Here is a 23,532-nt window from a genome sequence, read left to right as displayed (position 1 = left end):
CCCCGCCACTCGAAAGAGTGAACACGTGACCGAAGGTAAGTAACTGTATGTCAGCACGTCACACGTCCCCCGGATTGTTCCGGCGGGTGGCCGTCCCCGTGGCAGCCCTGCTCGGAGTGGTCGCGGCGGCGGGCGTCACGGTCGTGGCACTGCGTGTCACCAGCGGCGCCGACTGCTCAGGTGCACTTCCGTTGAAGGTCGCCGTCACCCCTGCCGCGTTGGACGTGGTGAACGCGGCGGCACAGGACTACCAGCGGTCACAACCGGTCGTGAACGGCCGGTGCGTTCAGGTCCAGGTCGAGTCGCGCAACGCGGCCGACGTGGCGAACGAGCTCCCCACCGCGCAGATCAACCCCCATTCGCTGTGGATCCCCGACTCGTCGATGTGGGCGGCCGAGGCCCAGCGCCAGGCCGCCGAGACCGGTCCGGAGGCCCCGAAGCTGGACATCAAACCGTCGCTGGCGTCCAGCCCGCTCGTGATGGCGGGCTCGGAGTCGGCGATGTCCAAGATCGGCTTCCCGGTCTCGCCCGTCTCCTGGTCCAAGGTCGTCGACCCCAAGGTCCAGATCTCGATGAGCGACCCGACGATGACCTCGGAAGGTCTCGCCGCGCTGTTCGTGATCAGGACGCTGCTCGGCAACGCCGACGGAACGCCCAAGCCGGAGCTGGTCGGCACCCTGCTGCGTGTGGGCCGCAGCGCCGTGCCGTCGGTGCGCGACTCCTTCGGCAAGGTCAGCACGGACGCCGCGAAGGCACCACTCTTCGCCGCCACCGAGCAGTCCGTCGTGGCGAACAACCGCGCCGCCAAGGACAACGCCGTCCTGGGCGCCCCGCCCAAGGAGGGCACGCTCTCCTTCGACTACCCGCTGGTCAGGGTCTCCCGCCCGAACGAACCGGAGGGCATCGGCGAGGCCGCCGCGGAGTTCGAGAAGGTCCTGCGCTCGGCCGAGACGTCCAAGCGCTTCGGCGAGGCGGGTTTCCGCACCGTCCAGGGCGCCGCGCCGGCCAAGTGGTCGACCGACGTCGAGGGCGTGCAGGCCGGCGACGTGAAGCTGATCGAGACCCCGTCCGCGGACCAGGTGTCCGAGCTGCTGCGCACGTGGGGCGCCATCAGCCTGGACATGCGCATGCTGACCGTCATCGACGTCTCCGGCTCGATGATCGAGAAGAGCGGCAACGGCAAGACCCGGGTCGAGGCCGCCACCGAGGCGTCCATGACCGCGCTGTCGATGCTGCCGGACACCACGCAGATCGGCCTGTGGGCGTTCTCGACGAACAAGAAGCCGCCGAACGACTGGATCGAGCTCGTCCCGATCGGCCCGCTCGGCGAGCCCATCGCAGGCGTGACCCGCCGCAAGCGACTGGAGGCCGGCGCGTCGCAACTGCCGGGCCTGGTCGGTGGCGGCACGGCGCTGAACGACACGACCCTGGCCGCGTTCCGGCACGTGCTGGCCGGGTACGACGCGTCGAAGGTCAACTCGGTCGTGCTGATGACCGACGGCCGCAACGACGACACCGGTTCGTCGATCGACACGAACGCGTTGATCGAGACCCTGAAGCGGGAGGCCGACCCCGCCAAGCCGGTGCCGATCATCATGGTCGGACTCGGTGACGAGGTCGACATGGACGCTCTGCGCTCCATCTCGGCTGCCACCGGCGGCAAGGCGTACCAGGCGAAGAACCCGGAGGACATCCGCGGCGTGCTGCTGGACGCGGTGTCGCAACGGCGGTGCCGTCCGAACTGCTGACCGGCTCGTGAACTAAGCGGGGACGCCGGGCTTCCCTTCGGGAGGCCCGGCGTTGTCGTCGGTGGACAGCGGTGGCGTTGCGGCGCCAGGAACGTGAACGAAGCGGGGGCGCCGCAAGTGAATGCAGCGCCCCCGCTTCCGCGTTCGGCGGAACGTCAGCTGGAGTAGACCTTCGGGTCCAGCGTGCCGATGTACGGCAGGTCCCGGTACCGCTCGGCGTAGTCGAGGCCGTAGCCGACGACGAACTCGTTGGGGATGTCGAAGCCGACGTACTTCACCGGCACCTCGACCTTCACCGCGTCGGGCTTGCGCAGCAGCGTGCACACCTCGAGCGAGCGCGGCCGGCGCGACTGCAGGTTCTTGAGCAGCCACGACAGCGTCAGGCCGGAGTCGATGATGTCCTCGACGATCACCACGTTGCGGTCGGCGATGTCGCGGTCCAGGTCCTTCAGGATCCGCACCACGCCGGAAGACGACGTGGAGGAGCCGTAGGACGAAACGGCCATGAACTCGAGCTGCACCGGAACGGGCAGCGCACGGGCGAGGTCGGCCATGAACATCACAGCGCCCTTGAGCACGGTGATCAGCACGAGGTCGGAGTCACCTTCTGGGTGATCATCCGCGACCTGCTTGGCGAGCTCGGTGACCTTGTCGCTGATCTCCTGCTCGGTGATGAGCACGGATGCGATGTCGCCGTCGTACACGGACAGGTCCCCTCTGCTTAAGACTGTGGTTCCACAACGAGCCTGCCATGCGCGCGCCGCACGACAAAGCCACCAGGTAGCCAAACACCGCCCTGACCGCGCCATTCACTCACAAGTGCGTCAACACGACGCAGATGCGAATCGGACAGTTCCGGCACACCTTCGCCGATGAGCCACGATCTGAGCACTCTGCGTCGCAGTGCGACGGGCAACTCGTCGATGTCGTCGACTGCGCAGCAGTCTCCGGCGAACGCTTCCGCGAGAGAGTCGAGTGCGTCACAGTCCTCACGCAACTGTGCGGCCGTGCGCGCCAACGACGACGCGACGCCACCCTGCAAGACGTTCTCCAACAACGGCAGGACTTCGTTGCGCAGACGCACGCGCGTGAACGACGGGTCATCGTTGTGCGGGTCCTCCCACGCCTCGATGCCCTGCTCCACACACGCAGCACGGGTGACCGCCCGTGAGACGCCGAGCAGCGGACGGCCCCACGGCGGGTCGTACGCGCGCATGCCCGCGATCGATCGCGGACCGGACCCGCGGCCCAGGCCGAGCAGCACGGTCTCGGCCTGGTCGTCGAGCGTGTGGCCGAGCAGCACGACGCCCTCCGCCGGTCTCAGAGCCGCGTAGCGGGCCTTGCGGGCCGCCGCCTCCGGCCCACCGGCGCCGTCGACCGTGACGGTCTCCACCCGCGCCACGAGACCGAACTCGGCGCACTGCCGGGCCGCGCGGGTCGCCACCTCGGCGGAACCGGGCTGGAGCTGGTGGTCGACGACCACGGCGGACGCGCCGGGCACCAGCCGTGCCACGCAGGCCGCCAGTGCGAGCGAGTCGGCGCCGCCCGACACCGCGACGGTCACCGCGTCCGGGCGGACGTCGTCGAGGAACCTGCGGACCGCCGTCCTGACCTCGGCGACCGGGCCGTTCACGGTGCCACGCGGCGCAGCCAGGTCATCGGTTCGGCGATCTCCGCGCGGGTCGGCAGGGTCTCGGCGGACGTCCAGATCGCGTTGAAGCCGTCCATGCCCACGCGCTCCACGACGTACTCGGTGAACTCCGCGCCCTCCGCGTACTGGCGCACCTTCGCCTCGACGCCGAGCACCGTGCGCAGGATCCGGTCGAGCAGGCCGCCGCCCTTGCGCCGCGCGGTGAAGCGGCTGCGGATCGTCCCGACGGACGGCACGACGGACGGACCGACCGCGTCCATCACGTGGTCGGCGTGGCCTTCGAGCAAAGTGGACAGTGCGATCAGCCGGTCCAGCACGGCTTTCTGCTGCGGCGACTGGATGAGCTCGATCAGCCCGATCGGACCGTCGCCCTCGCGCAGCTTGTGCCGGAAGTCGCGGATCACCTCTGACAGCGGCGCCCTGTCTTCGTCCATTGCGGACAGCAGGGCGGTGACCTGGTCGGAGAAGTACTTCCGCAGCCACGGCACGCCGGTGAACTGCAGGCGGTGCGTGCACTCGTGCAGGCACACCCACATCCGGAAGTCGTCCGCGGGCACGTCGAGGGCCTGTTGCGCGCCAACGATGTTCGGCGCGACGAGCAGCAACCGCCCGGCGAGCTGGTCGTCCGGGCCGAACGGGTCGAACTGGCCGAGCACCCGCGAGGACAGGAACGCCATGACCACACCGGCCTGCACACCGGCGGTGCCCGCGAGGATGCCCGCCATCGCACCGGACTGACGCGGCATGGCGGGCGCCGTCAGCGCGGCGAGCCCCTGGGCGGCGGCTCTGACCCACGCGGGCCGGTCGACGACCTCGCCGGGCAGCAGCGGCAGCCCCTGCCCGAGGCCGGTCAGCTCGCGGACGTGCACCTCCGCCTGCGGCGCGAGCTCGCGAAGTCTGCCGACGACGTGGTCGGCCTCGTCCTTCCCGATCACCGGGCCTGGTCGCACGAGCCGCACCGCGGTCGCCACCGCCAGCTCCCAGTCCACCGGGCCGAGCTCTGCCTCCGTCGCGCCGTTCACCCTGCCGAAGTTACCTGCGCACGCCCCACTACGAACAGCCACAGCCCCGCAACGCAGCGGCCATCACGTCCAGCGCGGGCCGCACCTCGGTCTCGGCGTTGCGGTTGCTGGCCGACATGAACGCGAAGACCAGCACCCGCCCGTCCACGTCGACGACCGTGCCGGCGAGCGCGTTGACCCCGGTGAGCGTGCCGGTCTTGGCCCGCACCCAGCCCCTGCCCTGCGCGGCGTTCCCGCCGTAACGACCGGCGAGGGTGCCGCTGCCGCCTGCCACCGGCAGCGCCGTCAGCAACGGCCGCAGCTTCGCGGTCCGCGGGTCGTCCAGCGAGGGCTTGGCCGCCTGGGAGAGCACGTCGGTGAGCAGCTTGGCGGGGATCCTGTTGCTCGCCGACAGCCCGCTGCCGTCCACGAAGTTCGCGCCGGTGAGGTCGAACCCGTTCTTGGTCAGGACGTCCCGCACGGCCTTGACCCCGCCCGCGAACGACGGCTCGTTGCCGCTCTTGATCGCGATCTCGCGGGCGATCGCCTCGGTGAGGACGTTGTCCGAGATCTGCATCATGTTGTCGACGAGCTGCTCGATCGGCGCCGACTTGATCTCGCCGAGCACCTGCGCGCCCTGCGGAGCCGTGCCGGCGGTCGCGCCGGGAGCCCCGATGCGCTGTGCGAACGCGTCCGCCGCCGCCTGACCCGGGCTGCCGGTGCGGGCGCCGTTGACGTCCTTCGGGTTGACCCGACCGCCGTCGAGCATGAACGGCACGATCGGCGCGACCGAGCCGCCGCCGATGTCCGCCGACTCCCACTGCGGCCCGAGCGCCTCGCCCGTGTACCGGCCGAGGTCGAAGAGGACCTTGGTGACCGCGCCCTTCTGCTTGACCTGGTTGACCAGGTCGTCGAGGGAGGCCGCGCCGGGGTAGACGGAGCTGCCGGGCGTGCCGGAGATCGTCGGGTCACCGCCGCCGACGATCACCACGGTGCCGGGCTCAGCGCCCTGGACGACCTTGGTGGACAGCTGGTCGGTCTTCTCGAGGCTCAGCAGGGCCGCGGCCGCCGTGAGGATCTTGAGGCTCGACGCGGGCGTCGCGGGAATGGTGTCGCCCTGCTGCCACAGCGCGGCGCCGTTGGCGGGGTCGACCACGCTGCCGGTCAGCGTGCCGAGCGCGCTGTTGCCGGCCGGTCCGGTGAGAACGCTCTTCACGCCCGCCGCCGACGGCGCCGGGGAGCCCGCGCCGGCCGGTTTGACGAGCGGTTGGACGACGGCGGGTGCGGCGGGAGGCCTGGTTTCGATCGCCTTGGCGCCGCCGAACTCCTTGACCGCGTAGACGGTGGCGCCGGCCAGCGCCGCGACGACCAGGAGGCCGATCACGACGACGAGGGACTTGCGGCTCTTCTTCGGCTCGTCGGTGAGGCGGTCTTCGGGTTCCTCGTCGTAGCCGGAGACCGGGAGGGTCTCGCGGACCGGGTCCTTGGGCTTGGGCGGTTCGGGGCGTTGCGGCTGGTCGAAGCGGGCCGTTTCGGTGCGCGGAGGCTCTTGGCGCGGGGGTTCCTGACGCTGGAGCTGGTCGACGCGCATGGTCGTCTCGGGCCGCTGTGGTTCAGCACGCTGGGGTTCGGCGCGCTGCGGTTCGGTGCGCTGCGGCTGCTGGTCCGGTCTGACCGGCTGGTCGAACCACGACGGCTCGGACATCGGCAGCTGGTCGACGCGCGCCGTCTTGGCGGGCGGAACCGCCAGCTCGGTCGTCTTGTGGTCGGGCTTCGGCACCACGCGGGTCTGCTCACCCCGCGGCTCGATCCGCACCGGCGCCGCCCGCGGTGGCTCCGTCTTGCCGAGATCCGCGGTCGTGCGCTCCGAGGCCGGCTGAGGTTGGCCGCCACCTGGACCAATCGTGCCGTGAGACTTCCCACCCGAAGATCCGCCCGCTGACCCGCCGGAACCGTTCAAAGGCACACTCTGGCCGCCGGAACCGCTGCCCGCCCCGCTCGAGCCGCCACCGACCGGCGACGAGCGCAACGGCTCCTGAGTGGACGGTGCCGCCAGCACGGAGGCGAGAGGGAACCGCATCGTCGGCTGGTCGACGGACGGGCGGCTGACCTGCACCGTTGGCTCGGAAGGCGCCGAGTCGAGCTCGGTGTCGTCGTCCTCGGTCGGCCACATGGGCTCGTCCGGCAAAGCGACCTCCGTCAGCTCGGTACGGGCAATCTCACACCCTCCAGCCGCCGCTCCGATGAGGGTTGACAGGGCGTCGTGGTCCACACTAGTGGCGTCACGAATGGGCTACATGAGCGAGGACCAGTGGAGTTCGACGTCCTGATCGAGATCCCCAAGGGCGTGCGCAACAAGTACGAGGTGGACCACAAGAGTGGCCGCATCCGCCTCGACCGCACGTTGTTCACGTCGACGCAGTACCCGGCTGACTACGGGTTCATCGAGAACACCCTGGGTGAGGACGGCGACCCGCTGGACGCCCTCGTCCTCGTCCAGGAGCCGACGTTCCCCGGCTGCCTGATCGCGGCCCGTGCCATCGGCATGTTCCGCATGACCGACGAGAAGGGCGGCGACGACAAGGTTCTGTGCGTCCCGGCCTTCGACCCGCGGCACGAGCACCTGCGCGACATCCACCACCTGGCGGAGTTCGACCGCCTGGAGATCCAGCACTTCTTCGAGGTCTACAAGGACCTCGAGCCCGGCAAGAGCGTCGAGGGCGCGACCTGGGTCGGCCGCACCGAGGCCGAGGCCGAGATCAAGCGTTCCTACCAGCGCCTGAAGGACGCCGAGGCGCGCGGCGAAACGCTGCACTGAACGGACGACGACGAAGGGCTCCTTCATCCACGTGAGGTGGATGAAGGAGCCCTTCGTCGTGCAACGAGTCAGACCGCGATCGACTCCGCGTCCGCGACGCGCTCGAGGCCCGACTTGGTCGACAGCGGCTTCTCGCGCAGGAACCACACGAGGACGAACGCCGCCACCATCACGATGCCGCCGGTCATGAAGACCAGGTCGATCGCGCCGGAGAAGCCGTCCAGGAACGGACGGGCCAGCACCGGGTCGAGGTGGTTGAGGAACTCGGTGTTGTTGATGTCCACACCGGACCCGCCACCCGCCTGCAGCGACTTGGCGAACTCCGGGTTGTGACTCAGCGCGACCTTGAACGCCTCGGTCTGCATGGCGGCCTTGAGGCCTTCCGCGATCTTGTCGCCGACCGTGGTGAACAGGATCGACAGGAACACCGCGGTACCGACGGTGCCACCGATCTGGCGGAAGAACGTCGCCGAAGCGGTCGCCACACCCATGTCGCGCGGCTCGGCGTCGTTCTGGATCGCCAGCAGCAGCGTCTGCATGCACTGGCCCAGACCGGCACCCATGACGAACATGTAGACCATGACCAGCCAGTTCGGCGTGTCCGTGCCGATGGTGCTGAACAGGAACAGCGCGGTCGCCATCAGCCCGGCACCGATGATCGGGAAGACCTTGTAGCGGCCGGTCTTCGACGTGATGCGGCCCGCGGTCGCCGTGGCCGACATGATGCCGAACGTCATCGGCAGCAGCATCAGACCCGACACGGTCGGCGAGACGCCCTTGACGATCTGCAGGTACAGCGGGATGGAGACCATGCCGCCGAACATGCCGATGCCGAGCACGAAGTTGATCGTGTTGCCCAGCGCGAACGTGTGGTTGCGGAACATCCGCATCGGCAGCAGCGCCTCGTCGCCCATGCGGTTCTCGACCCACACGAACGCGAGCAGGCCGAGGACACCGATCACGTACATCGCGATCGAGGTGCCGGACGCCCAGCCCCACTCGCGGCCCTGCTCCGCCACGATCAGCAGCGGCACCAGGCCGACGGTCAGCGCGGCCGCGCCACCGAAGTCGATGCGGTGGTCGACCCGGTTGTGCGGGATGTTCAGCACGCGGCCGACGACGAACAGCGCGAGCAGCGCGATCGGGACGTTCACGAGGAACACCCAGCGCCAGCCGGTGATGCCGATGAACGAGTCCAGACCCGCGAACACACCACCGATGACCGGTCCGAGCACGCTCGCCGAACCGAACACGGCCATGAAGTACGCCGAGTACTTGTTGCGCTCACGCGGCGAGATGATGTCGGCCATGATCGCGAACGCGAGCGACATCAGACCGCCGGCGCCCAGGCCCTGCACCGCGCGGAACGCGGCCAGCTCGTACATCGACGTCGCGATGCCCGAGAGCAGCGAGCCGAGCAGGAACAGCGAGATCGCCGCGAGGTACATCGGCTTGCGCCCGTAGATGTCCGACAGCTTGCCGTACAACGGGGTCGTGATGGTCGCGGTGATCAGGTAGGCGGTGGTCGCCCACGCCTGCAGCGTCTGGCCGTGCAGCTGGTCCGCGATGGTCTTCATGGCGCTGGCGACGATCATCTGGTCCAGCGCCGCGAGGAACATGCCCAGCAGAAGGCCGGACAGCACCGTCATGATCTGGCGGTGCGTCAACGAGACCCCTGACGGGGGTGTCGCCTCGGTTGTTTGTGACATCTCTACTTTTCCCCTCCTGCGCGGATCCCCAGTCCGCGTTCGGTCAGAAGCGCCGGAATGGTGCACTCGTAGTCCTGGACAAAGCGTTCGAACTGGTCCGCGAACACCTTGAGTTCCTCGTCAGACCAGTCCGCGAACACCCGCTCGAACGCTTCGATGCGCATCCGGCGTCGTTCAAGGAGCAACTCGCGTCCCGACTGGGTGACCGCCAGCACGCTGGCCCGGCCGTCCGCCGGGTCGGCACGGCGCTCGACGAGCCCGTCCTTCACCAGCGCGGCCACCTGCCTGCTGACCGTGGACGGGTCGGAGAACACCGCCTCCGCGAGAGCGCTGGACCGGCATTCGCCGAGACCAGCGATCGTCAACAGGAGGATGAAGGCCGACTTGTCCATGCCCTGCTTCGACATCTGGTGTGTGACCTGGGCGTGCATCTTGTTCAGGCGCATCATCGCCATGCTCACGCGATCGGCGAGCCCCTGCTCGGGATCGACGTGGCAGCTGCCCGGTTCGACCATCCCACACCCCGTTGCTTGTATCACCCAACTAGTTGCTCGCTACAAGCATCCATCTCGGTCGACCGGAATGCAAGTGGGTTTCGAGTCTCACTCCACAGAGGAGTGACGGGACTGCAGGGAGTAGTGGTTACCGACGGGTAGCTTCACTGGTTACCCGCCGGTAGCATCCGTCTCATGAGCCAAGACGTGTCTTTCGTCGCCGACGCCATGAAGCAGGCCGTGCCGTGGGTGAAGACCACCGGCATCGAGTTCGAGGAGGTCTCCGCCAGCCGTGTCGTCGCGTCACTGCCCGACGACGAGACGCTGCGCAACCACGTCGGCGGGCCGCACGCCGCGATGATGTTCGGTCTCGCCGAGACCGCGTCGGGCGCGGTGGTGATGGCCGCGTTCGCCGCTCACCTGGGCAAGGCCACACCGCTGGTCGCCCGTGCCGACATCGCGTACAAGAAGGTCGCGCTCGGCGTTCTGCGTGCTGAGGCCGTTCTGGGCCGTTCCGCGGACGAGGTTCTGGCCGAGCTGGAGTCCGGTGCGCGGCCCGAGTTCCCGGTGACGATCACGATCACCAACGCCGAGGGAGTGACCACCGGCGAGATGACCGTCGTGTGGACGTTGAAGCCCGCGCGCTGAACTGGGCGTCTCCGTATTTCAGTTCGGAATACCCGTGAACCGATCTGAACCAAATACGTAACCTTGGCCACACCCCGCCCAAGTAGGACCATTCGGTGTCATGTCGGGGTGGAGAACTGTGGGCGGCGTCCTGCTGGCCTTGTTGAGCGCGGGGTGCACGGCGCAGGCACAGCAGTCGACTCCCGTTGCGGTGGAGAAACGAGCCGGGGAGACGCAGGTCACGACGTCGCCGTCGGTGCCACCGGCCATGCTGGGCATCAGCGTGGTGTCGGTCGTCGACGGACGCGCCGTGATGCTGTCCGACGGGTCGAAGGCCGAGGTCAGCGGCCTCGCCCAGCCGGGACCGTGCTGGGCGGAGGCCGCCGCGGGCTTCGCGCGGAGCATGCTGCTGAACCAGCAGGTGCGCTACGACCGGGCCACCGGCGCGCTGAGCCTCGCGGACGGCACGGACTACGCGTTGCTCGCGCTGGGCAACGGCGCTGGGCGCACCGCGGGCGCTCCGTCGCCCGCGCAGAAGGAAGCCGAGGGGGCCGCGCAACGCGTCCCGATCGGGCTGTGGGGAGCACCGTGCGGCGGCAAGGACGCCACCGAGACCCCCACTCCGCCGCCTCCGCCTCCACCACCGCCCACCACGACCCCGCCCAAGCCGACCACCACGACGAAGCCGACGCCGAAGCCCGTCTTCTTCGCGACGTGCGACGACGCGTGGCGGGCCGGGGCGGCGCCGATCTACTGGGGTCAGCCGGGCTACCGGGTCGAGCTGGACGCGAACCGCAACGGCATCGCCTGCGAGCCGCCGCGCCGGTGACCTCATAGCCTCAGCGGCATGAAGCTGGACAGGAGTGCCGTCGACTACACCCCGGGCGACGCCGGGGCCATCGCCAAACGGGCAGAGGACCGCGGCTACGACGGGTTCTGGCTCGCGGAGACCAAGCACGACCCGTTCCTGGCGCTGGCCGGTGCCGCCGCGGCGACCGAGCGGATCGAGCTGGGCACGGCGATCGCGGTGGCGTTCGCGCGCAACCCGATGACCGTCGCGACCACGGCGAACGACCTGCGGCTGCTCTCGAAGGGGCGCTTCAACCTCGGGCTGGGCTCGCAGGTCGAAGCGCACATCACCAAGCGGTTCTCGATGCCGTGGAGCAAGCCCGCCGCGAGGATGCGCGAGTTCGTGCTGGCGATCCGGGCGATCTGGCACGCGTGGGAGACCGGTGAGCGGCTGGCGTTCCGCGGCGAGTTCTACAAGCACACGCTGATGACGCCGTTCTTCGACCCCGGCCCGAACCCGCACGGCAACGCGCCGATCTACCTCGCGGGCGTCGGTGAGCTGATGACCGAGGTCGCGGGCGAGGTCGCGGACGGCTTCCTGTGCCACAACTTCACGACGGAGCGGTACCTGCGCGAGGTGACGCTGCCGGCGCTCGAACGCGGCCGGGCGAAGGCGGGCAAGACGTTGGAGGGCTTCGAGATCAGCGGCCCGGTGTTCGCCGCGACGAACGACGAGGAGATCGCCGACGTCAAGCGGCAGATCGCGTTCTACGGGTCGACGCCCGCGTACCGGCCGGTGCTGGAGCTGCACGGCTGGGGAACGCTGCACGAGGAGCTGCACCGGATGTCGCGGCGGCAGCACTGGACCGAGATGAGCGGGTTGATCACGGACGAGGTGCTGAACACCTTCGCCGTCGTCGGCTCGCCGGAGACCGCCACGGCCTCGCTCCTGGAACGCTACGGCGACGTGGTCACCCGGATCTCACCGTCGGGGAACGTCCTTCACCGGCCGGAGAAGTGACTGAGGCCCTGACGTGCGAGCTCGGCGTGGAAAGCGTCGAGCTCGGCGCGCACTCTGGCGACGCCCCTCTTTCTGACCCACCGGCGTCTGCCCACGTTGGCGGCGGTGAGAGCGAACGGCAGGGCGAGCAGGGTCAGGACCAGCATCATGATCATTCTGTCTCCTCAAGGGTTGCGAACAAGCAACGACCAATCGAGACGGCACTTACGGTACCGGGTCCAAAGCCACCCAGGTGGAGCAAAGTCACCGACAGCAAGTCAGTTCTTGACTAATTTTGTTTTCGGTGCGACGGTGGAGCCATGTTCGAAGTGGCGGTGATCGAGGATCCGGCAGCGGCCGAGGTGTCGCTGGACCCCGTGCGGGCGCGGTTGCTCGCGGAGCTGGCAGAGCCGGGATCGGCGACGATGCTCGCCGCGAAGGTGGGCCTGCCCAGGCAGAAGGTGAACTACCACCTGCGCACGCTGGAGCAGCACGGCCTCGTGGAGCTCGTCGAGGAACGGCGCAAGGGCAACGTGAACGAGCGCCTGCTGCAGGCGACCGCGGCGTCCTACGTGATCTCTCCGACCGCGCTCGCGGCCGTGCAGCCGGACCCGGCGCGTTCACCCGACCGGTTGTCCGCGCGGTGGCTCCTGGCGGTTTCGGCCAGGCTGGTGCGCGACGTCGGCACGTTGATCACGGGCGCGACCAGGGCGAAGAAACGGCTGGCGACGTTCGCGCTGGACGGCGAGGTGCGTTTCGCCACCGCGGCGGACCGCGCGGCATTCGCCGAAGAGCTCGCCTCGTGCGTGACGCACCTCGTCGCGAAGTACCACGACGAACAGGCCGAAGGAGGGCGTGCGCACCGAGTCGTCGTCGCCCTGCACCCGAGCGTCAGTGCCAAGGAGGAAGAGTCGTGACCCGCGAGTTCGAGATCAAGAAGGAAGTCGAGGTCGAGGGCACCCCGGAGCAGGTGTGGGACGCCATCGCGACGGGGCCCGGCATCGACTCGTGGTTCATGGGCCCGCACACCGTCGACGGACGGCTCGGCGGCCGCATGACGCTCGACCTGGGCTTCTTCCAGGAGGCTTCGACGATCACCGCCTGGGAGCCGGGCAAGCGGTTCGCCTACGAGAGCGACAAGGCCGACGACGGCACGATCCACGCGATGGAGTACCTGATCGAGGCGCGTGACGGCGGCTCGACCGTGCTCCGGTTCGTGCACAGCGGCATCCTCGGCGACGGCTGGAGCGACGAGTACCTCGACCAGACGTCGTACGGCTGGGACATGTACCTCGCCACCCTGGGCCAGTACGTCAAGTACTTCCCCGGCCGTCGCGGCACGTACGTGTTCGCCCAGGCGCCCCAGGAACAGCCCGACGACGCGTGGGACCGACTGCTCGCGGCGCTCGGCGTGCCCGCCGAACCCCAGGTCGGCGACGAGGTCACGCTGGAGCCCTTCGGCATCACCGGGGTCGTCGACTTCGCCTACGACCTGCCCGGGGTGTTCCTCAGCGTGCGCGGAACCGATGGCCTGTACCGGTTCCACGGCACCCGTGCCGTCGGCCACCACCTCTTCGGCGACGCGACCGGCCAGGCCGAGAAGTGGCAGGCTTTCCTGGAGACCGCGATCAAGGCTTGAGCGGGCAGGCCTCGTAGACGTAGTCCGGGTGCCCGTACGGCACCACGTTCCGGTCGCGGCGGATGACCGACACCCGTCCGCCGCGGTCGGCGCAGGAGCTCTGGAACGCCTCGTCGGTGTACTCGATCTGGAAGACGTTGTCGCCGAACGCGTCGGCATAGGGCTTGCACTCGTCGTGGGCCTGGCAGTCCTCGGTGATGGCGAAGTCGAAGCCGACGTACTTCTTGCCCGAGTCGCCCAGCTCACCGCCGTTCTTCTGCGCGACCGCGAGTCCCTTCTCGTGGGCGTGGCGCACGAACGACTTCATGAACTCCTTGGTGGCGTTGATGTCGAACGCCCCGCCGGCCCACGTGTGCGAGTCGAGGTTGTCCGCCTCGATCGCCTGGAAGCGCGAGGTCTTGCAGCCCTCGATCCACTTCTTCTGGATGTCCAGGATCCTCCCCCGCTTCTCGGGGGTGGAGATGTCGAGGACGCCCTCCTCCCACTGGGGGACGATCACCGGCTGGCCGTCCGGCTTCTTCACCAGCAGGTCGCCGTGGTTCTGCTGCCACCAGCTCAGGCTGCCCTCCATCGGATCCGGCTGGGTCTGCAGGGCGTTGAGGTAGCAGATGTTGTAGCGGTCGCCGACGGGCAGCTTGCTGCGGTCCCGCACCACGATCTTGACGCGCGCGTCCGGCTGGTAGACCCCGCCGATCTGGTAGTCGAACTTCGCGCCGCTCGGCGGCAGTTCGACCGAGGGCGGTTCGGGTTCGCTCGTGCTGCAGGAGGCGACGAGCAGGAGCAGGGCGGCGAGCGCCGCGACTGGCTTCATGCGCGGCAGTGTGCCAGCGATGAGATGACGCGGACGTAACACGAGGGCACTCCATTGCTCATGAATGAGAACTAGTTTCCGCCAGGTGAAAACTCGGTCGCTGTTCGTGCAGCTCCTCCTCGCGGTGGTCGCCGGCGTGCTCGTGGGCCACTACTTCCGGTCGTTCGGCGCTGATCTCAAGCCGATCGGGGACGGCTTCATCAAGCTGATCAAGATGGTGATCGCGCCGCTGATCTTCTGCGTGGTGGCGACGGGCATCGCCAAGGTCGGCGACCTGCGCGCGGTCGGCAGGATCGGGGTCAAGGCCCTGATCTACTTCGAGGTCGTCTCGACCGCGGCGCTCGCGTTCGGGCTGCTGGTCGGCAACGTCGTGCGACCGGGCGCCGGCATGAACATCGATCCGTCCACCTTGGACGCCTCCGCCGTGGAGGCGAAGACGCAGGGTGGTCACCTCCCGGGCGTCGTCCAGTTCCTGCTCGATCTCATCCCTTCCAGTGTGGTGGACGCGTTGGCGCGCAACGCGTTGCTTCAAGTGCTGTTGTTCGCCGTGCTGTTCGGCTGCGCACTGGCCCAGCTCGGCGAGCGCGCGACGCCCGTCGTGGACCTGCTGGAACGCGTCAACCTGGCGTTCTTCACGGTGCTGGGGTACGTGATGAAGCTGGCGCCGCTCGGCGCGTTCGGCGCGATGGCGTTCCTCGTCGGTCAGTACGGACTGGGGTCGTTGCGCACGTACCTGTGGCTGATCCTCGCCTCCTACGGCGCGGCGTTGCTGTTCTGCGTGCTGCTCGGGGTGATCGCCTGGACGTTCGCGCGGGTCAACCTCCTGCGGTTCATCAGGTATGCGAAGGAGGAGTTCCTGCTGGCGCTCGGCACGGCGTCGTCGGAGGCCGTGCTGCCGCGGATGATGGCGAAGCTGCAACGTGCGGGCTGCGCGCCCACGTCCGTCGGGCTGGTGCTGCCGACCGGGTACTCGTTCAACCTGGACGGCGCGTCGATCTACCTGTCGCTCGCGACCGTGTTCCTGGCGCAGGCGTTGAACATCCCGCTCGACCTCGGCGACCAGCTCACGATCGTGCTGGTGCTCGTGCTGACGTCGAAGGGCATGGCGGGCGTGCCGGGCTCGGCGTTCCTCGCGCTGTCCGCCACCGTCGCCGCCGTCGGCTCGATCCCGGCCGCGGCGGTGGCGTTGCTGCTGGGCGCCGACAGGATCATGGACTCCATGCGCGTCTTCACGAACCTGCTGGGCAACTGCGTGGCCACGTTCGTGGTGTCGCGGTGGGAGGGCATGCTCGACGTCGGCCAGATGCGGTCAGCGCTCGGCCAGCCAGGCGGTGACCACGTCGTCGAGCAGGCCGAGGGTGAGCCTGCCGCGGCCGAGGACGACCTCGTGGAAGTCGCGGACGTCGAACGCCGTTCCTAGAGCCAGCTCCGCTTTCGCGCGCAGCTCGTCGAACCTGAGGCGGCCCACCGCGTACGCCAGAGCCTGGCCCGGCTGGGCGAGGTAGCGGTCGACCTCGGCCTCGGCGAGCTCGCGCGGCATCGAGGTGTTGCCGAGCAGGTGGTCGACGGCTTCCTCCCTGCTCCAGCCCTTCGCGTGCAGGCCCGTGTCGGCGACGAGCCTGCACGCGCGCTTGGCCTCCATCATGAGCATGCCGAGCCGGGTCTCCTCGTCGCTGTAGAGACCCATCTCGTCGGCGAGGCGTTCGCAGTAGAGCGCCCACCCCTCGGTGAAGGCGGTGACGCGGGCCTTGCGGCGCAGCAGAGGGATGTCCTGGAGCAGCATGAGCCGGGAGCTCTCGAAGTGGTGGCCGGGCACCGCCTCGTGAAACGCCGTCGCCTCCGCGATGTTCCGCGGCTGGACGTGCGGATCCTTGGTGTTGACGAAATACGTGCCGGGGCGGCTGCCGTCGAGCGCGGCGGCCAGGTAGTGCGGCGGCGTGCTCGCGGGCACGGACGGCGCGGTCTCGGCGATCACGCACCGCTCGTCCGGGATCGTCCGGAACCACTGCGGTGCAACGGCTTCCGCCCTGCGCACAGCGGCCTCGGCAGCCGCGAGCATCTCCGCGGCGCTGATGTACGTGCTGCCGTCGCTGAGCCTCCCACCGAGCTCTCGCCGGACGTTCTCGACGAGCCGGAGCCCGGTGGCGTGCAGCTCGTCCGGATCGACGTCCAGCGTCGTGTGCCTGCGAACTGCCTTGCGGTACAACGCTTCGCCGTCAGGAAGCCAGCAGAGCCCCGCATGCTCGGCGTCCCGGCCGTGCGGCAGGGCTTCCCGCCGCAGGAAGTCGCGGTAGTTCTCCAGGACCGGGCGCAACTCGTGCTGTTCCGCAGCGTGTCGTTCGGTCAGCTCGATCGCCTGCTCGACGAGGTGCCGGACCGGCGTTCGTCCCGCGGCGATGCCCGCGCGGTGCCGTTCGGTGACCGTTTCGACGAACCCCGGTACGGCGTGGTGGTTTCTGAGGTGGGAGAGGAAGTGGAGCGTCTCGGGCACCGCGGACTGGAGGTACCCGCTGATCCCGAACTCGATCTCCCTCGACTCGATCTTCTCGCACTCCACGCGGGCGAGGTGCCGGACGAGGCCCAGCGTGACGCGGTCGTCGAGGGTCTCCGGCACCAGGCCGTCCGCGTCCTCGACGACGGCCAGGTACCGCCCGAGGAACCGCAAATGGGCCTCCTCGCTGTGGTCGGCCAGCGCACCGTCGTCCCGCAGTCCCATGAGGTTCGCGAGCAACGGGTGCTGCTCCAGCACCAGGTCCCACAGACGGTCGGCGAGCGCGTCGAGTTGCGACATCTGTCCCCCGGAAGTTGCGCCGTTGGGCGGCCATGACGGCAGGTTGTGCCGGGTAAGCCCTTTCCATGCGGTGGTTGTTGCTGATCATCCTGCTGACCGGCTGTTCCGCGATACCTCTTTCCCCCGGCCCGCAACTGAACCGCGTGCCGGAGGGAACCCTCGACGCCCCGGCCGCGCGCACCTCGCTCGCCGCGCTCCCCCTCGCCGCGCCGGGCCGCCTCGACGGGTACTCGCGCGACTGCGACAAGGGCGCGTGCGTGTTCGGGCAGCCGTGGTTCGACACCGACGGCGACGGCTGCGACCAGCGCAGCCAGGTGCTGGCCCGCGACCTGGCGGACGTGCAGCGCAAGCCGGGCCGGTGCGGCGTGCAGTCGGGCACGCTCGACGACCCGTACACCGGCTCGCGGGTGACCAGCGTGTCGAAGATCCAGATCGACCACGTGGTGCCGCTCGCCGAGATGTGGCGCAGCGGAGCCGCCGGGTGGCCGCAGGAGAAGCGGGTGGCGGCGGCGAACGACCTGCGGAACCTGGTGGCGGTGACCGGCAGCGTCAACCAGTCGAAGGGCGACAAGACGCCGGACGAGTGGATGCCGCCCAGTGCGGCGTACGCGTGTTCGTACGGGCGGATCTACGTGACGGTGAAGGCGGCCTACGGGTTGAGCGTGGCTCCGGCGGAACGGTCGGCGCTGGAGAAGGCACTCGCCACCTGTGACACACCCCCTGCGACATAACCCTGGAAACAATGCCAATTGATTGACAATTGAGCTGCTCCACCCATTCGTACCAACTTCGATGACGGGTCGGACACACCAGAGCTACCCTGATCAGTCCGGCACGTGCGGCCGAGCAAGAGGGGTGGACGGGGTTGCTGAAGTCGTTCGCGCAGTGGCTGGAGAAATTCCTGCAGGAAGAAGGAGCGGTCGGCTTCGTCAAGGGACTGCTCGGCCTGGTCGCGTTCGGCGCCGTATTGTCCACGCTGTTCGGCTCGGTGGCCATTCGCACGACGTTCGTGATCGGCGCGATCGTGCTGACGCTCCTGCTGCTGGGGTATCTGACGGGCCGCGTCGCGAAGTTCGACGCGGAGTCGCGCGAGTACCGCGCACTGCTGTCCAAGTACTCCTACATGTTGATGGAACTGCAGCCCAGCCAGTTCGACATCAAGGTCTGGGAGCAGGTGGCCGTGATCGAGGCCAACGGGGACACGCAGGAGTTCATCACGGTGAACGCCATGATCCGCAACGCCGAGGCGAGGTTCTTCCGGCTGCGGTTCGGTCCGGGGTGGAACCAGCCCAAGTCGATCCAGAAGCTGGTCAACGCGAAAGTGCGCAGCCTGTTGGTGGACGGAACGATGGGCCCGAGCTTCCTCGTCACGTCACATTGGAGCGCGGACGGCAAGCTCGACATGGTGTCCCATTTCCACTCCCCTGCCGAAGTGGACAGCGAAATACGCCTGAAAATGGAGTGGACCTGGCCGAAGAAGTGCGTTCCGCTGATGGTCGCCAAGAAGCCGGATCCATTCACCTTCTACTTCCGGCAACCGGTCGAACGGGCGACCTACACAATCGTCCTGCCACCGGGAGTCGACGTCCACTGGGACGTGATCGCGCTCAACCGGATCCGCGACGACTTCGAAATCACCAGGCGGACCGACGCCGGCCGCGTCGAGATCAAGCTGGCCATCAACAACCTGCCGGCGAACCGCCGGGCCGGCATGCTGCTGGAACTTCAGAGGTAAAACGGCCTGCACAAGCCTCACCTGACCGTGCAGGCCCCCTGACGGGGCACAAAGCCCAGGTCAGCGACTCACTTGTCGCCGTTCTCGCCGCCCGTGTACGACATGGTGTGCGTTCCTCCTTCTGGCCACGAGGTGAAGCGCAATCCGGTCACCACCGCACCAGACGACAGTGGAGGCTCGTCCGGCCCTCGGTGGACTGATCGCGCGAAGGTCGGCGATGTTATCCACCCGGTCCGAACTCACCTCAGGTGACCCCGCGGAAGCGCCTGGTGACTGCGTCTTCCACCGGATACGCGCGAGCTTAGTCCGCCGTTCACGCGCAGGCTTGGCGAACGCTAAACAGAGGAAGGGCCAGGTCAGCGAGTGACCTGGCCCTTCCGTCTCACCGAGCCGCCTGTCGGAATCGAACCGACGACCTGCTCATTACGAGTGAGCCGCTCTGGCCGACTGAGCTAAGGCGGCGAGACGCGATAACTATAGCGGGTCCGAAGACCCGTCACTCACGGGGGTCGCCTTCGTTGTACGGACCGTGACCGATGTCACCACGTCCTGACCGCCGAGGAGTGGTTCATGCGCCGCACGTTGTCCGTGCCGCTGGCAGGGTTGATGCTCGCGCTCGTCGCAGCGCCCGCGCTCGCGCAGCCGCCGACTACACCGGTGCCGGGCCCGCGTGACCCGAACCAGCCACCCGCGTCGGCGCCGAACGGGCCTCAGTCGCTCGCGCACGCCGTGGGGGATGCGGGGACCGGGCTCAGCGTGGTCCGGCTCGGGCCGCAGGGGGTGCCCACCAACACGATCCTTCCCGGGCTGAGCGAGCAGCTGCCGAAGCAGTCGGTCACCGAGTTCGGGCTGGGGCTCGCCAGTGCGCAGGTCAACACCGAGGCGTTCCTGAGCACCGAGCGGGTGGTCACGCAGGCCAGTCCGTTCGGGTTCGCGGTGGGCGGGCGGTCGCCGCAGTCGCCGGGCACGCTCGTGCAGACGGCGATTCCGGACAACCCGCAGCCGGCCAACGGCGGGCTGCCGATTCCCGAGACGCCGCTCGGGAAGCTCCGGCTGCTCAACGGCAGCGTGCACGCGCGGTGGGACGAGAAGCTCGGGCCGTGCGTCAGTCCGCTCGCGACGGCGAAGACCTCCCTCGCGGGGCTCGAGGTTCTGAGCGCGTTGCCGGCCGAGGTGCCGTTGCCGTCCAAGAGCCTGATCAGCATCCCTGACACGTTCGAGGCGAACTCGCAGGTCCGGCTGGTGGATCTGCCCGGCTCGAAGAACAAGGCCGTCGAGTCGACGTCGACCATGCGCGCGGTGAGCGTCGAGCTCGCGGGCGGGATCAAGATCGACGTCGCCAGCCCGCCCACGCTCACGGCGACGGCCACCGGGGACGAGAAGACGTCGAAGATCACCTACACCGCGCCGGTGCTGAAGGTCAGCCAGAACGGCAAGGAGCTCGGCACGCTGGACGCCGCGCACCCGGCACTGGACGTGCCGCTGCTGCTGGACCTGGTCGTCGTCAGGCTGCAGGTCGCCGGGCTCAACGAGAAGAAGGCGAGCTTCAGCGGCAACGGGTTCAGCGGGTTCCAGCTCGGGGCGACGGCGCGGATGCTCGACGTCCAGCTCCTGCCGACGGACAAGCTGAAGCTCCCGAACCTGCCGACGGCGCTCGCGCAGATCTCGCTGGGCGAGCAGATCGTGCGGGCCGCGGCACCGCAGGGCGGCGTGGTCTGCGCAACCGCGCAGCCTCCCCAGACGCAGGAACCGGGCGGGCCGGCGGCGCCTCCCAAGAAGGCACCGCCGCTCGCCTACACCAACGCCGCGTACCAGTCGGTTCCGCTGTTCTGGACCGGCACGGGACTGCTGCTCGCGGGTGTCGTGATCTTCGCGGCGCTGCCGGTCAGAGGCCGATCGCGCGCGAAATCTCCCGAGGTTTCAGAACCCTGAGCAACGCTTCCATGAGGTAGTAGTCGCCGTAGGGCAACGAGACCTCGATGCCGACCTCCGTGCGGCGGTTGCGGGTGCCGCGCGCCAGGATCGCCTCGTGCCGCTCGGACCGGGTGGTCAAACACGTGCGGCACAACGCATCCAGGATGCGCAGCGCGGCCACCCGGTACGACAACCGGCCAGACGCGACGGCCAGGTCCAGCAGACCGCACGCCATGATGGCGCCCGCCGACGAGTCCTTGACGTCGTTGGGCGCCAACGGTGAGCGGTAGTCCCACACCGGAACGTGGTCCGGTGTAAGGGCGTCCAGGGCGAAGTCGGCGAGTTTTCGCGCAGCCTCGAGGAACTCACGACGCCGAGTACGCCGGTACATCGTCGTGAACCCGTAGATGCCCCAAGCCTGACCACGCGACCAGCACGACGTCGGGCTGTAGCCCTGGTTCGTGTTGGGCCCGATGTCCTCGCCGGTGTCGGGGTTGAAGTCGAAGACGTGCGGCGTGGAGCCGTCCGGCCGGATGAACTTCGCACGAGTCGTCAAGGCGTGCGCCACCGCGACGTCCAGGAACCGCGACTCCCCCGTCTGCTCGGACGCGAACGTCAGCAGGTCGAGGTTCATCATCGTGTCCATGATCGCGCGGCCGGCGTTCGCGGGCGTCCCGAGCGCTCCCCACGCCCTGATGAAGCGGCCCTTCTCGTTGTAGCGCTGGATCAACGACGACGCGGCCTGCACCGCGCCGTCACGCCAGGACGCGTCCCCGGTCAGCCGGTACGCGGTCACCCACGACGGGTAGAACAGGAAGCCGAGGTCGTGGATCGACGTGTCGGTGCGCCGCGGGGACAGCCTCAGCGCCGACTCCACGGCCCACGCCTTGAACTGCTCGTCGCCGCTGTCCAGGAACGCGAGCCAGTGCATGCCGGGCCAGAAACCGCCGACCCAGCCGCCGGAGTTGACGTAGGTCCACTTCTCGAACTTCGTCTCCTCCGGGAACGAGGTGACGTTCGGCGCCACCTGCCTCAGCTTCCCGAGCGCGTAGTCCAGCGACTCGCGGAAGAGCCGCCCCGAAGCCGAAGCCTCTCCCGGAAGAACCGCGACAGCCCCGGCCGCACCGAGCAGGGTTCTGCGAGTGAACGTCATGGCACCATCCATCCGAGCACCGGCGTGGACTGCAGGTACGCGATCACGCACATCGCCAGCAGCAGCAACAGGCTCCAGCCGAAGACCTTGCGGAACAGGTCTCCTTCGCGGCCGACGAGACCCGCCGCGGCGGTGCCGATCGCCAGGTTCTGCGGCGAGATCATCTTCGCCATCACGCCACCTGAGCTGTTCGAGGCGCCGAACAGGAACGGGGACGTGCCGAGCTGCTGCGCCGCGGTGACCTGGAGGCCGCCGAACAACGCGTTGGAGCCCGCGTCCGTGCCGGTGATCGCGACGCCGAACCAGCCGACGACCGGCGACAGGAACGCGAAGAACGCGCCGGTCCCCGCGAGCCACAGGCCCAGTGTCGTGATCTGGCCCGAGTAGTTCATGACGTACGACAGCGAGAACACCGCGAGGATCGCCAGGATCGCCCAGCTGAACTGCCTGATCGTCTGGCCGTAGATCTCCAGGCCCTTCCGCGCGCTGATCCCGAGCAGCACCAACGTGATCAGGCCGGACAGGAACAGCAGCGAACCCGTCGCGGACGCCCAGTTCAGCGCGTACTCGACCTTGATCGGCTTGCCGGACGCGTTCGTCAGGTGCATGCCCGGCCACAGGAACTTGTAGGTCAGCGAGTCGAGGAACTTCTTCACCGGCACGATCTGCGCGATCGAGAAGATCACCACGATGATCGCGTACGGGCTGAACGCCGTGATCACGTCACGCCGCGAGTCCGTCGTCGAGCCACCCGCGATGACCGGTGGGATCGAACGTTCCGGCTGCCAGACCCGCGCCAGCGCGATCACCGCGAGCACCGAGACGACGGCCGCGATGATGTCGCAGAGCTTGTAGGACCAGAAGTTCGAGACCAGGTACTGCGTCAGAGCGAACGAGCCGCCTGCCACCAGGGCAGCGGGCCACGCCTGCTTGAAGCCGCGCCTGCCGTCCACCACGAAGATCAGCACGAACGGCACGAGCATCGCCAGGAACGGCACCTGACGACCGGTCATCGCACCGAACGTGTCGGCAGGCAGTCCGGTGACGGTGTTCAGCACCGTGATCGGGTTGCCCATGCCGCCGAACGCGACCGGCGCGGTGTCGGCGATCAACGCCAGCGCCACCGCCTTCATCGGGTCGACGCCGAGAGCGATCAACATGACCGAGCAGATCGCCACGGGACCGCCGCCGCCCGCCAGAGCTTCGAGCAGCGCGCCGAACGAGAACGCGATGACGATCGCCTGCACGCGCTGGTCGTCCGAGATCGAGCTGAACGACCGCCGCAGCACGGCGAAGTGTCCGCTGTGGACGGTGAGGTTGTAGATCCAGATGGCGTTGAACGTGATCCACAGGACCACGAGCACGCTGGTCGCCGCGCCGAACGCCGCCGAGTTGAGCGCCTGGCCGAGCGGCATCGAGTAGCCGAAGATCGCGACGCCGATCGCGAGCACGAGCGCGGTCAGACCAGCCCAATGAGCCTTCCACTTGAGGCCGCCGAGCAGCACGAGCACGGCAACGAGCGGTATCAACGCGAGCAGAGCCGACAGGAACAACGAGCCTGTCGGATTCGGATTCTGCTGGTACACCAAGGCCGCCTTTCCTGAGCCTGAACTCCGGCGGCGTGGAGGCCTCAGGCTTGTTCCATTCCACGG

The 23,532-nt window shown here is 68.5% G+C and carries 22 protein-coding genes and 1 tRNA gene; 11 read left to right on the top strand and 12 right to left on the bottom strand.

Annotation, left to right across the window (positions count from 1 at the left end; all coding sequences use genetic code 11):
- Positions 1 to 47 precede the first annotated feature (47 nt).
- Positions 48 to 1,748, top strand: a complete 1,701-nt coding sequence (locus AOM45_RS03985) for a substrate-binding domain-containing protein (protein ID WP_030472608.1) — start codon at positions 48 to 50, stop codon at positions 1,746 to 1,748.
- Between the two features lie 155 nt (positions 1,749 to 1,903).
- On the opposite strand, the gene hpt is transcribed toward AOM45_RS03985, so the two are convergent.
- From hpt to dacB, 4 genes are read right to left on the bottom strand one after another with little or no spacing between them, the layout of a single operon-like run.
- Positions 1,904 to 2,452 (bottom strand): hypoxanthine phosphoribosyltransferase, encoded by a 549-nt coding sequence (hpt, locus tag AOM45_RS03980; RefSeq protein ID WP_030472607.1) that lies wholly within the window; start codon positions 2,450 to 2,452, stop codon positions 1,904 to 1,906.
- Between the two features lie 17 nt (positions 2,453 to 2,469).
- Positions 2,470 to 3,381 carry a tRNA lysidine(34) synthetase TilS gene (gene tilS / locus AOM45_RS03975; protein ID WP_030472606.1) on the bottom strand — a complete coding sequence of 304 codons (912 nt, stop codon included), beginning with the start codon at positions 3,379 to 3,381 and terminating at the stop codon, positions 2,470 to 2,472.
- Entirely contained in the window at positions 3,378 to 4,421 is a 1,044-nt protein-coding gene (locus AOM45_RS03970) for a zinc-dependent metalloprotease (protein ID WP_030472605.1), read from the bottom strand. The genes tilS and AOM45_RS03970 overlap by 4 nt, the downstream gene beginning before the upstream one ends.
- Before the next feature lie 28 nt (positions 4,422 to 4,449).
- On the bottom strand, positions 4,450 to 6,588 hold the full coding sequence (dacB, locus tag AOM45_RS03965) for a D-alanyl-D-alanine carboxypeptidase/D-alanyl-D-alanine endopeptidase (RefSeq protein ID WP_156094337.1): 2,139 nt from the start codon (positions 6,586 to 6,588) through the stop codon (positions 4,450 to 4,452).
- 123 nt (positions 6,589 to 6,711) lie between these two features.
- On the opposite strand from dacB, the gene AOM45_RS03960 reads away from it, so the two are divergent.
- Positions 6,712 to 7,218 carry an inorganic diphosphatase gene (locus AOM45_RS03960; RefSeq protein WP_030472603.1) on the top strand — a complete coding sequence of 169 codons (507 nt, stop codon included), beginning with the start codon at positions 6,712 to 6,714 and terminating at the stop codon, positions 7,216 to 7,218.
- Between the two features lie 68 nt (positions 7,219 to 7,286).
- On the opposite strand, the gene AOM45_RS03955 is transcribed toward AOM45_RS03960, so the two are convergent.
- Both AOM45_RS03955 and AOM45_RS03950 read right to left on the bottom strand, forming a co-directional pair.
- Positions 7,287 to 8,927, bottom strand: a complete 1,641-nt coding sequence (locus AOM45_RS03955) for an MDR family MFS transporter (protein ID WP_030472602.1) — start codon at positions 8,925 to 8,927, stop codon at positions 7,287 to 7,289.
- Between the two features lie 2 nt (positions 8,928 to 8,929).
- Positions 8,930 to 9,442 carry a MarR family winged helix-turn-helix transcriptional regulator gene (locus tag AOM45_RS03950; protein WP_030472601.1) on the bottom strand — a complete coding sequence of 171 codons (513 nt, stop codon included), beginning with the start codon at positions 9,440 to 9,442 and terminating at the stop codon, positions 8,930 to 8,932.
- A gap of 174 nt (positions 9,443 to 9,616) precedes the next feature.
- On the opposite strand from AOM45_RS03950, the gene AOM45_RS03945 reads away from it, so the two are divergent.
- The 3 genes from AOM45_RS03945 (at position 9,617) to AOM45_RS03935 (ending at position 11,858) form a co-directional block, all read left to right on the top strand.
- Positions 9,617 to 10,069, top strand: a complete 453-nt coding sequence (locus tag AOM45_RS03945; protein WP_030472600.1) for a DUF4442 domain-containing protein — start codon at positions 9,617 to 9,619, stop codon at positions 10,067 to 10,069.
- Positions 10,070 to 10,169: 100 nt separating this feature from the next.
- Entirely contained in the window at positions 10,170 to 10,877 is a 708-nt protein-coding gene (locus tag AOM45_RS03940; protein WP_081902676.1) for an excalibur calcium-binding domain-containing protein, read from the top strand.
- Between the two features lie 18 nt (positions 10,878 to 10,895).
- A complete protein-coding gene (locus tag AOM45_RS03935; protein ID WP_030472598.1) occupies positions 10,896 to 11,858 on the top strand; it encodes a TIGR03617 family F420-dependent LLM class oxidoreductase in 963 nt (320 codons plus the stop codon).
- Here AOM45_RS03935 and AOM45_RS50565 read toward each other — a convergent pair.
- Positions 11,840 to 12,013: a hypothetical protein gene (locus AOM45_RS50565; protein WP_156094336.1), complete on the bottom strand. Its 174-nt coding sequence runs from the start codon at positions 12,011 to 12,013 to the stop codon at positions 11,840 to 11,842. The two genes, AOM45_RS03935 and AOM45_RS50565, sit on opposite strands and share 19 nt — an antisense overlap.
- A 144-nt stretch (positions 12,014 to 12,157) precedes the next feature.
- Between AOM45_RS50565 and AOM45_RS03930 the strand changes: the two genes are divergently transcribed.
- Together AOM45_RS03930 and AOM45_RS03925 are read left to right on the top strand one after the other, a co-directional pair.
- Complete coding sequence (locus tag AOM45_RS03930; RefSeq protein WP_030472597.1) at positions 12,158 to 12,754, top strand: ArsR/SmtB family transcription factor; 597 nt, start codon at positions 12,158 to 12,160, stop codon at positions 12,752 to 12,754.
- A complete protein-coding gene (locus AOM45_RS03925) occupies positions 12,751 to 13,476 on the top strand; it encodes an SRPBCC family protein (protein ID WP_030472596.1) in 726 nt (241 codons plus the stop codon). Before AOM45_RS03930 ends, AOM45_RS03925 begins: the two co-directional genes overlap by 4 nt.
- Here AOM45_RS03925 and AOM45_RS03920 read toward each other — a convergent pair.
- A complete protein-coding gene (locus AOM45_RS03920) occupies positions 13,466 to 14,287 on the bottom strand; it encodes an endo alpha-1,4 polygalactosaminidase (RefSeq protein WP_051784570.1) in 822 nt (273 codons plus the stop codon). The genes AOM45_RS03925 and AOM45_RS03920 overlap by 11 nt on opposite strands.
- 85 nt (positions 14,288 to 14,372) lie before the next feature.
- On the opposite strand from AOM45_RS03920, the gene dctA reads away from it, so the two are divergent.
- Entirely contained in the window at positions 14,373 to 15,707 is a 1,335-nt protein-coding gene (dctA, locus tag AOM45_RS03915) for a C4-dicarboxylate transporter DctA (RefSeq protein ID WP_236703078.1), read from the top strand.
- On the opposite strand, the gene AOM45_RS03910 is transcribed toward dctA, so the two are convergent.
- Positions 15,597 to 17,078, bottom strand: coding sequence for a DUF885 domain-containing protein (locus AOM45_RS03910; RefSeq protein ID WP_030472593.1), 1,482 nt, complete (start codon positions 17,076 to 17,078; stop codon positions 15,597 to 15,599). The genes dctA and AOM45_RS03910 overlap by 111 nt on opposite strands.
- A 65-nt stretch (positions 17,079 to 17,143) precedes the next feature.
- Here AOM45_RS03910 and AOM45_RS03905 point away from each other — a divergent pair, with 65 nt between their 5' ends.
- Positions 17,144 to 17,809: an HNH endonuclease family protein gene (locus AOM45_RS03905; protein ID WP_051784568.1), complete on the top strand. Its 666-nt coding sequence runs from the start codon at positions 17,144 to 17,146 to the stop codon at positions 17,807 to 17,809.
- Positions 17,810 to 17,943: 134 nt separating this feature from the next.
- Positions 17,944 to 18,813, top strand: a complete 870-nt coding sequence (locus tag AOM45_RS03900; RefSeq protein WP_030472591.1) for a hypothetical protein — start codon at positions 17,944 to 17,946, stop codon at positions 18,811 to 18,813.
- Between the two features lie 388 nt (positions 18,814 to 19,201).
- Here AOM45_RS03900 and AOM45_RS03895 read toward each other — a convergent pair.
- Positions 19,202 to 19,275, bottom strand: a tRNA-Thr gene (locus AOM45_RS03895).
- A 108-nt stretch (positions 19,276 to 19,383) separates the two neighbouring features.
- Here AOM45_RS03895 and AOM45_RS03890 point away from each other — a divergent pair.
- Complete coding sequence (locus tag AOM45_RS03890) at positions 19,384 to 20,745, top strand: hypothetical protein (RefSeq protein WP_030472590.1); 1,362 nt, start codon at positions 19,384 to 19,386, stop codon at positions 20,743 to 20,745.
- Here the strand turns inward: AOM45_RS03890 and AOM45_RS03885 are convergent.
- Positions 20,699 to 21,880 carry an AGE family epimerase/isomerase gene (locus AOM45_RS03885; protein ID WP_030472589.1) on the bottom strand — a complete coding sequence of 394 codons (1,182 nt, stop codon included), beginning with the start codon at positions 21,878 to 21,880 and terminating at the stop codon, positions 20,699 to 20,701. The two genes, AOM45_RS03890 and AOM45_RS03885, sit on opposite strands and share 47 nt — an antisense overlap.
- Positions 21,877 to 23,466: an L-lactate permease gene (locus tag AOM45_RS03880; protein ID WP_030472588.1), complete on the bottom strand. Its 1,590-nt coding sequence runs from the start codon at positions 23,464 to 23,466 to the stop codon at positions 21,877 to 21,879. The genes AOM45_RS03885 and AOM45_RS03880 overlap by 4 nt, the downstream gene beginning before the upstream one ends.
- Positions 23,467 to 23,532 lie beyond the last annotated feature (66 nt).

Origin of the sequence: Lentzea aerocolonigenes (genome assembly GCF_000974445.1) — a bacterium.
Taxonomy (GTDB): Bacteria; Actinomycetota; Actinomycetes; order Mycobacteriales; family Pseudonocardiaceae; genus Lentzea; species Lentzea aerocolonigenes.
Note: the sequence above shows the minus strand (reverse complement) of the source record. Positions and strands in the feature narration are given on the sequence as shown.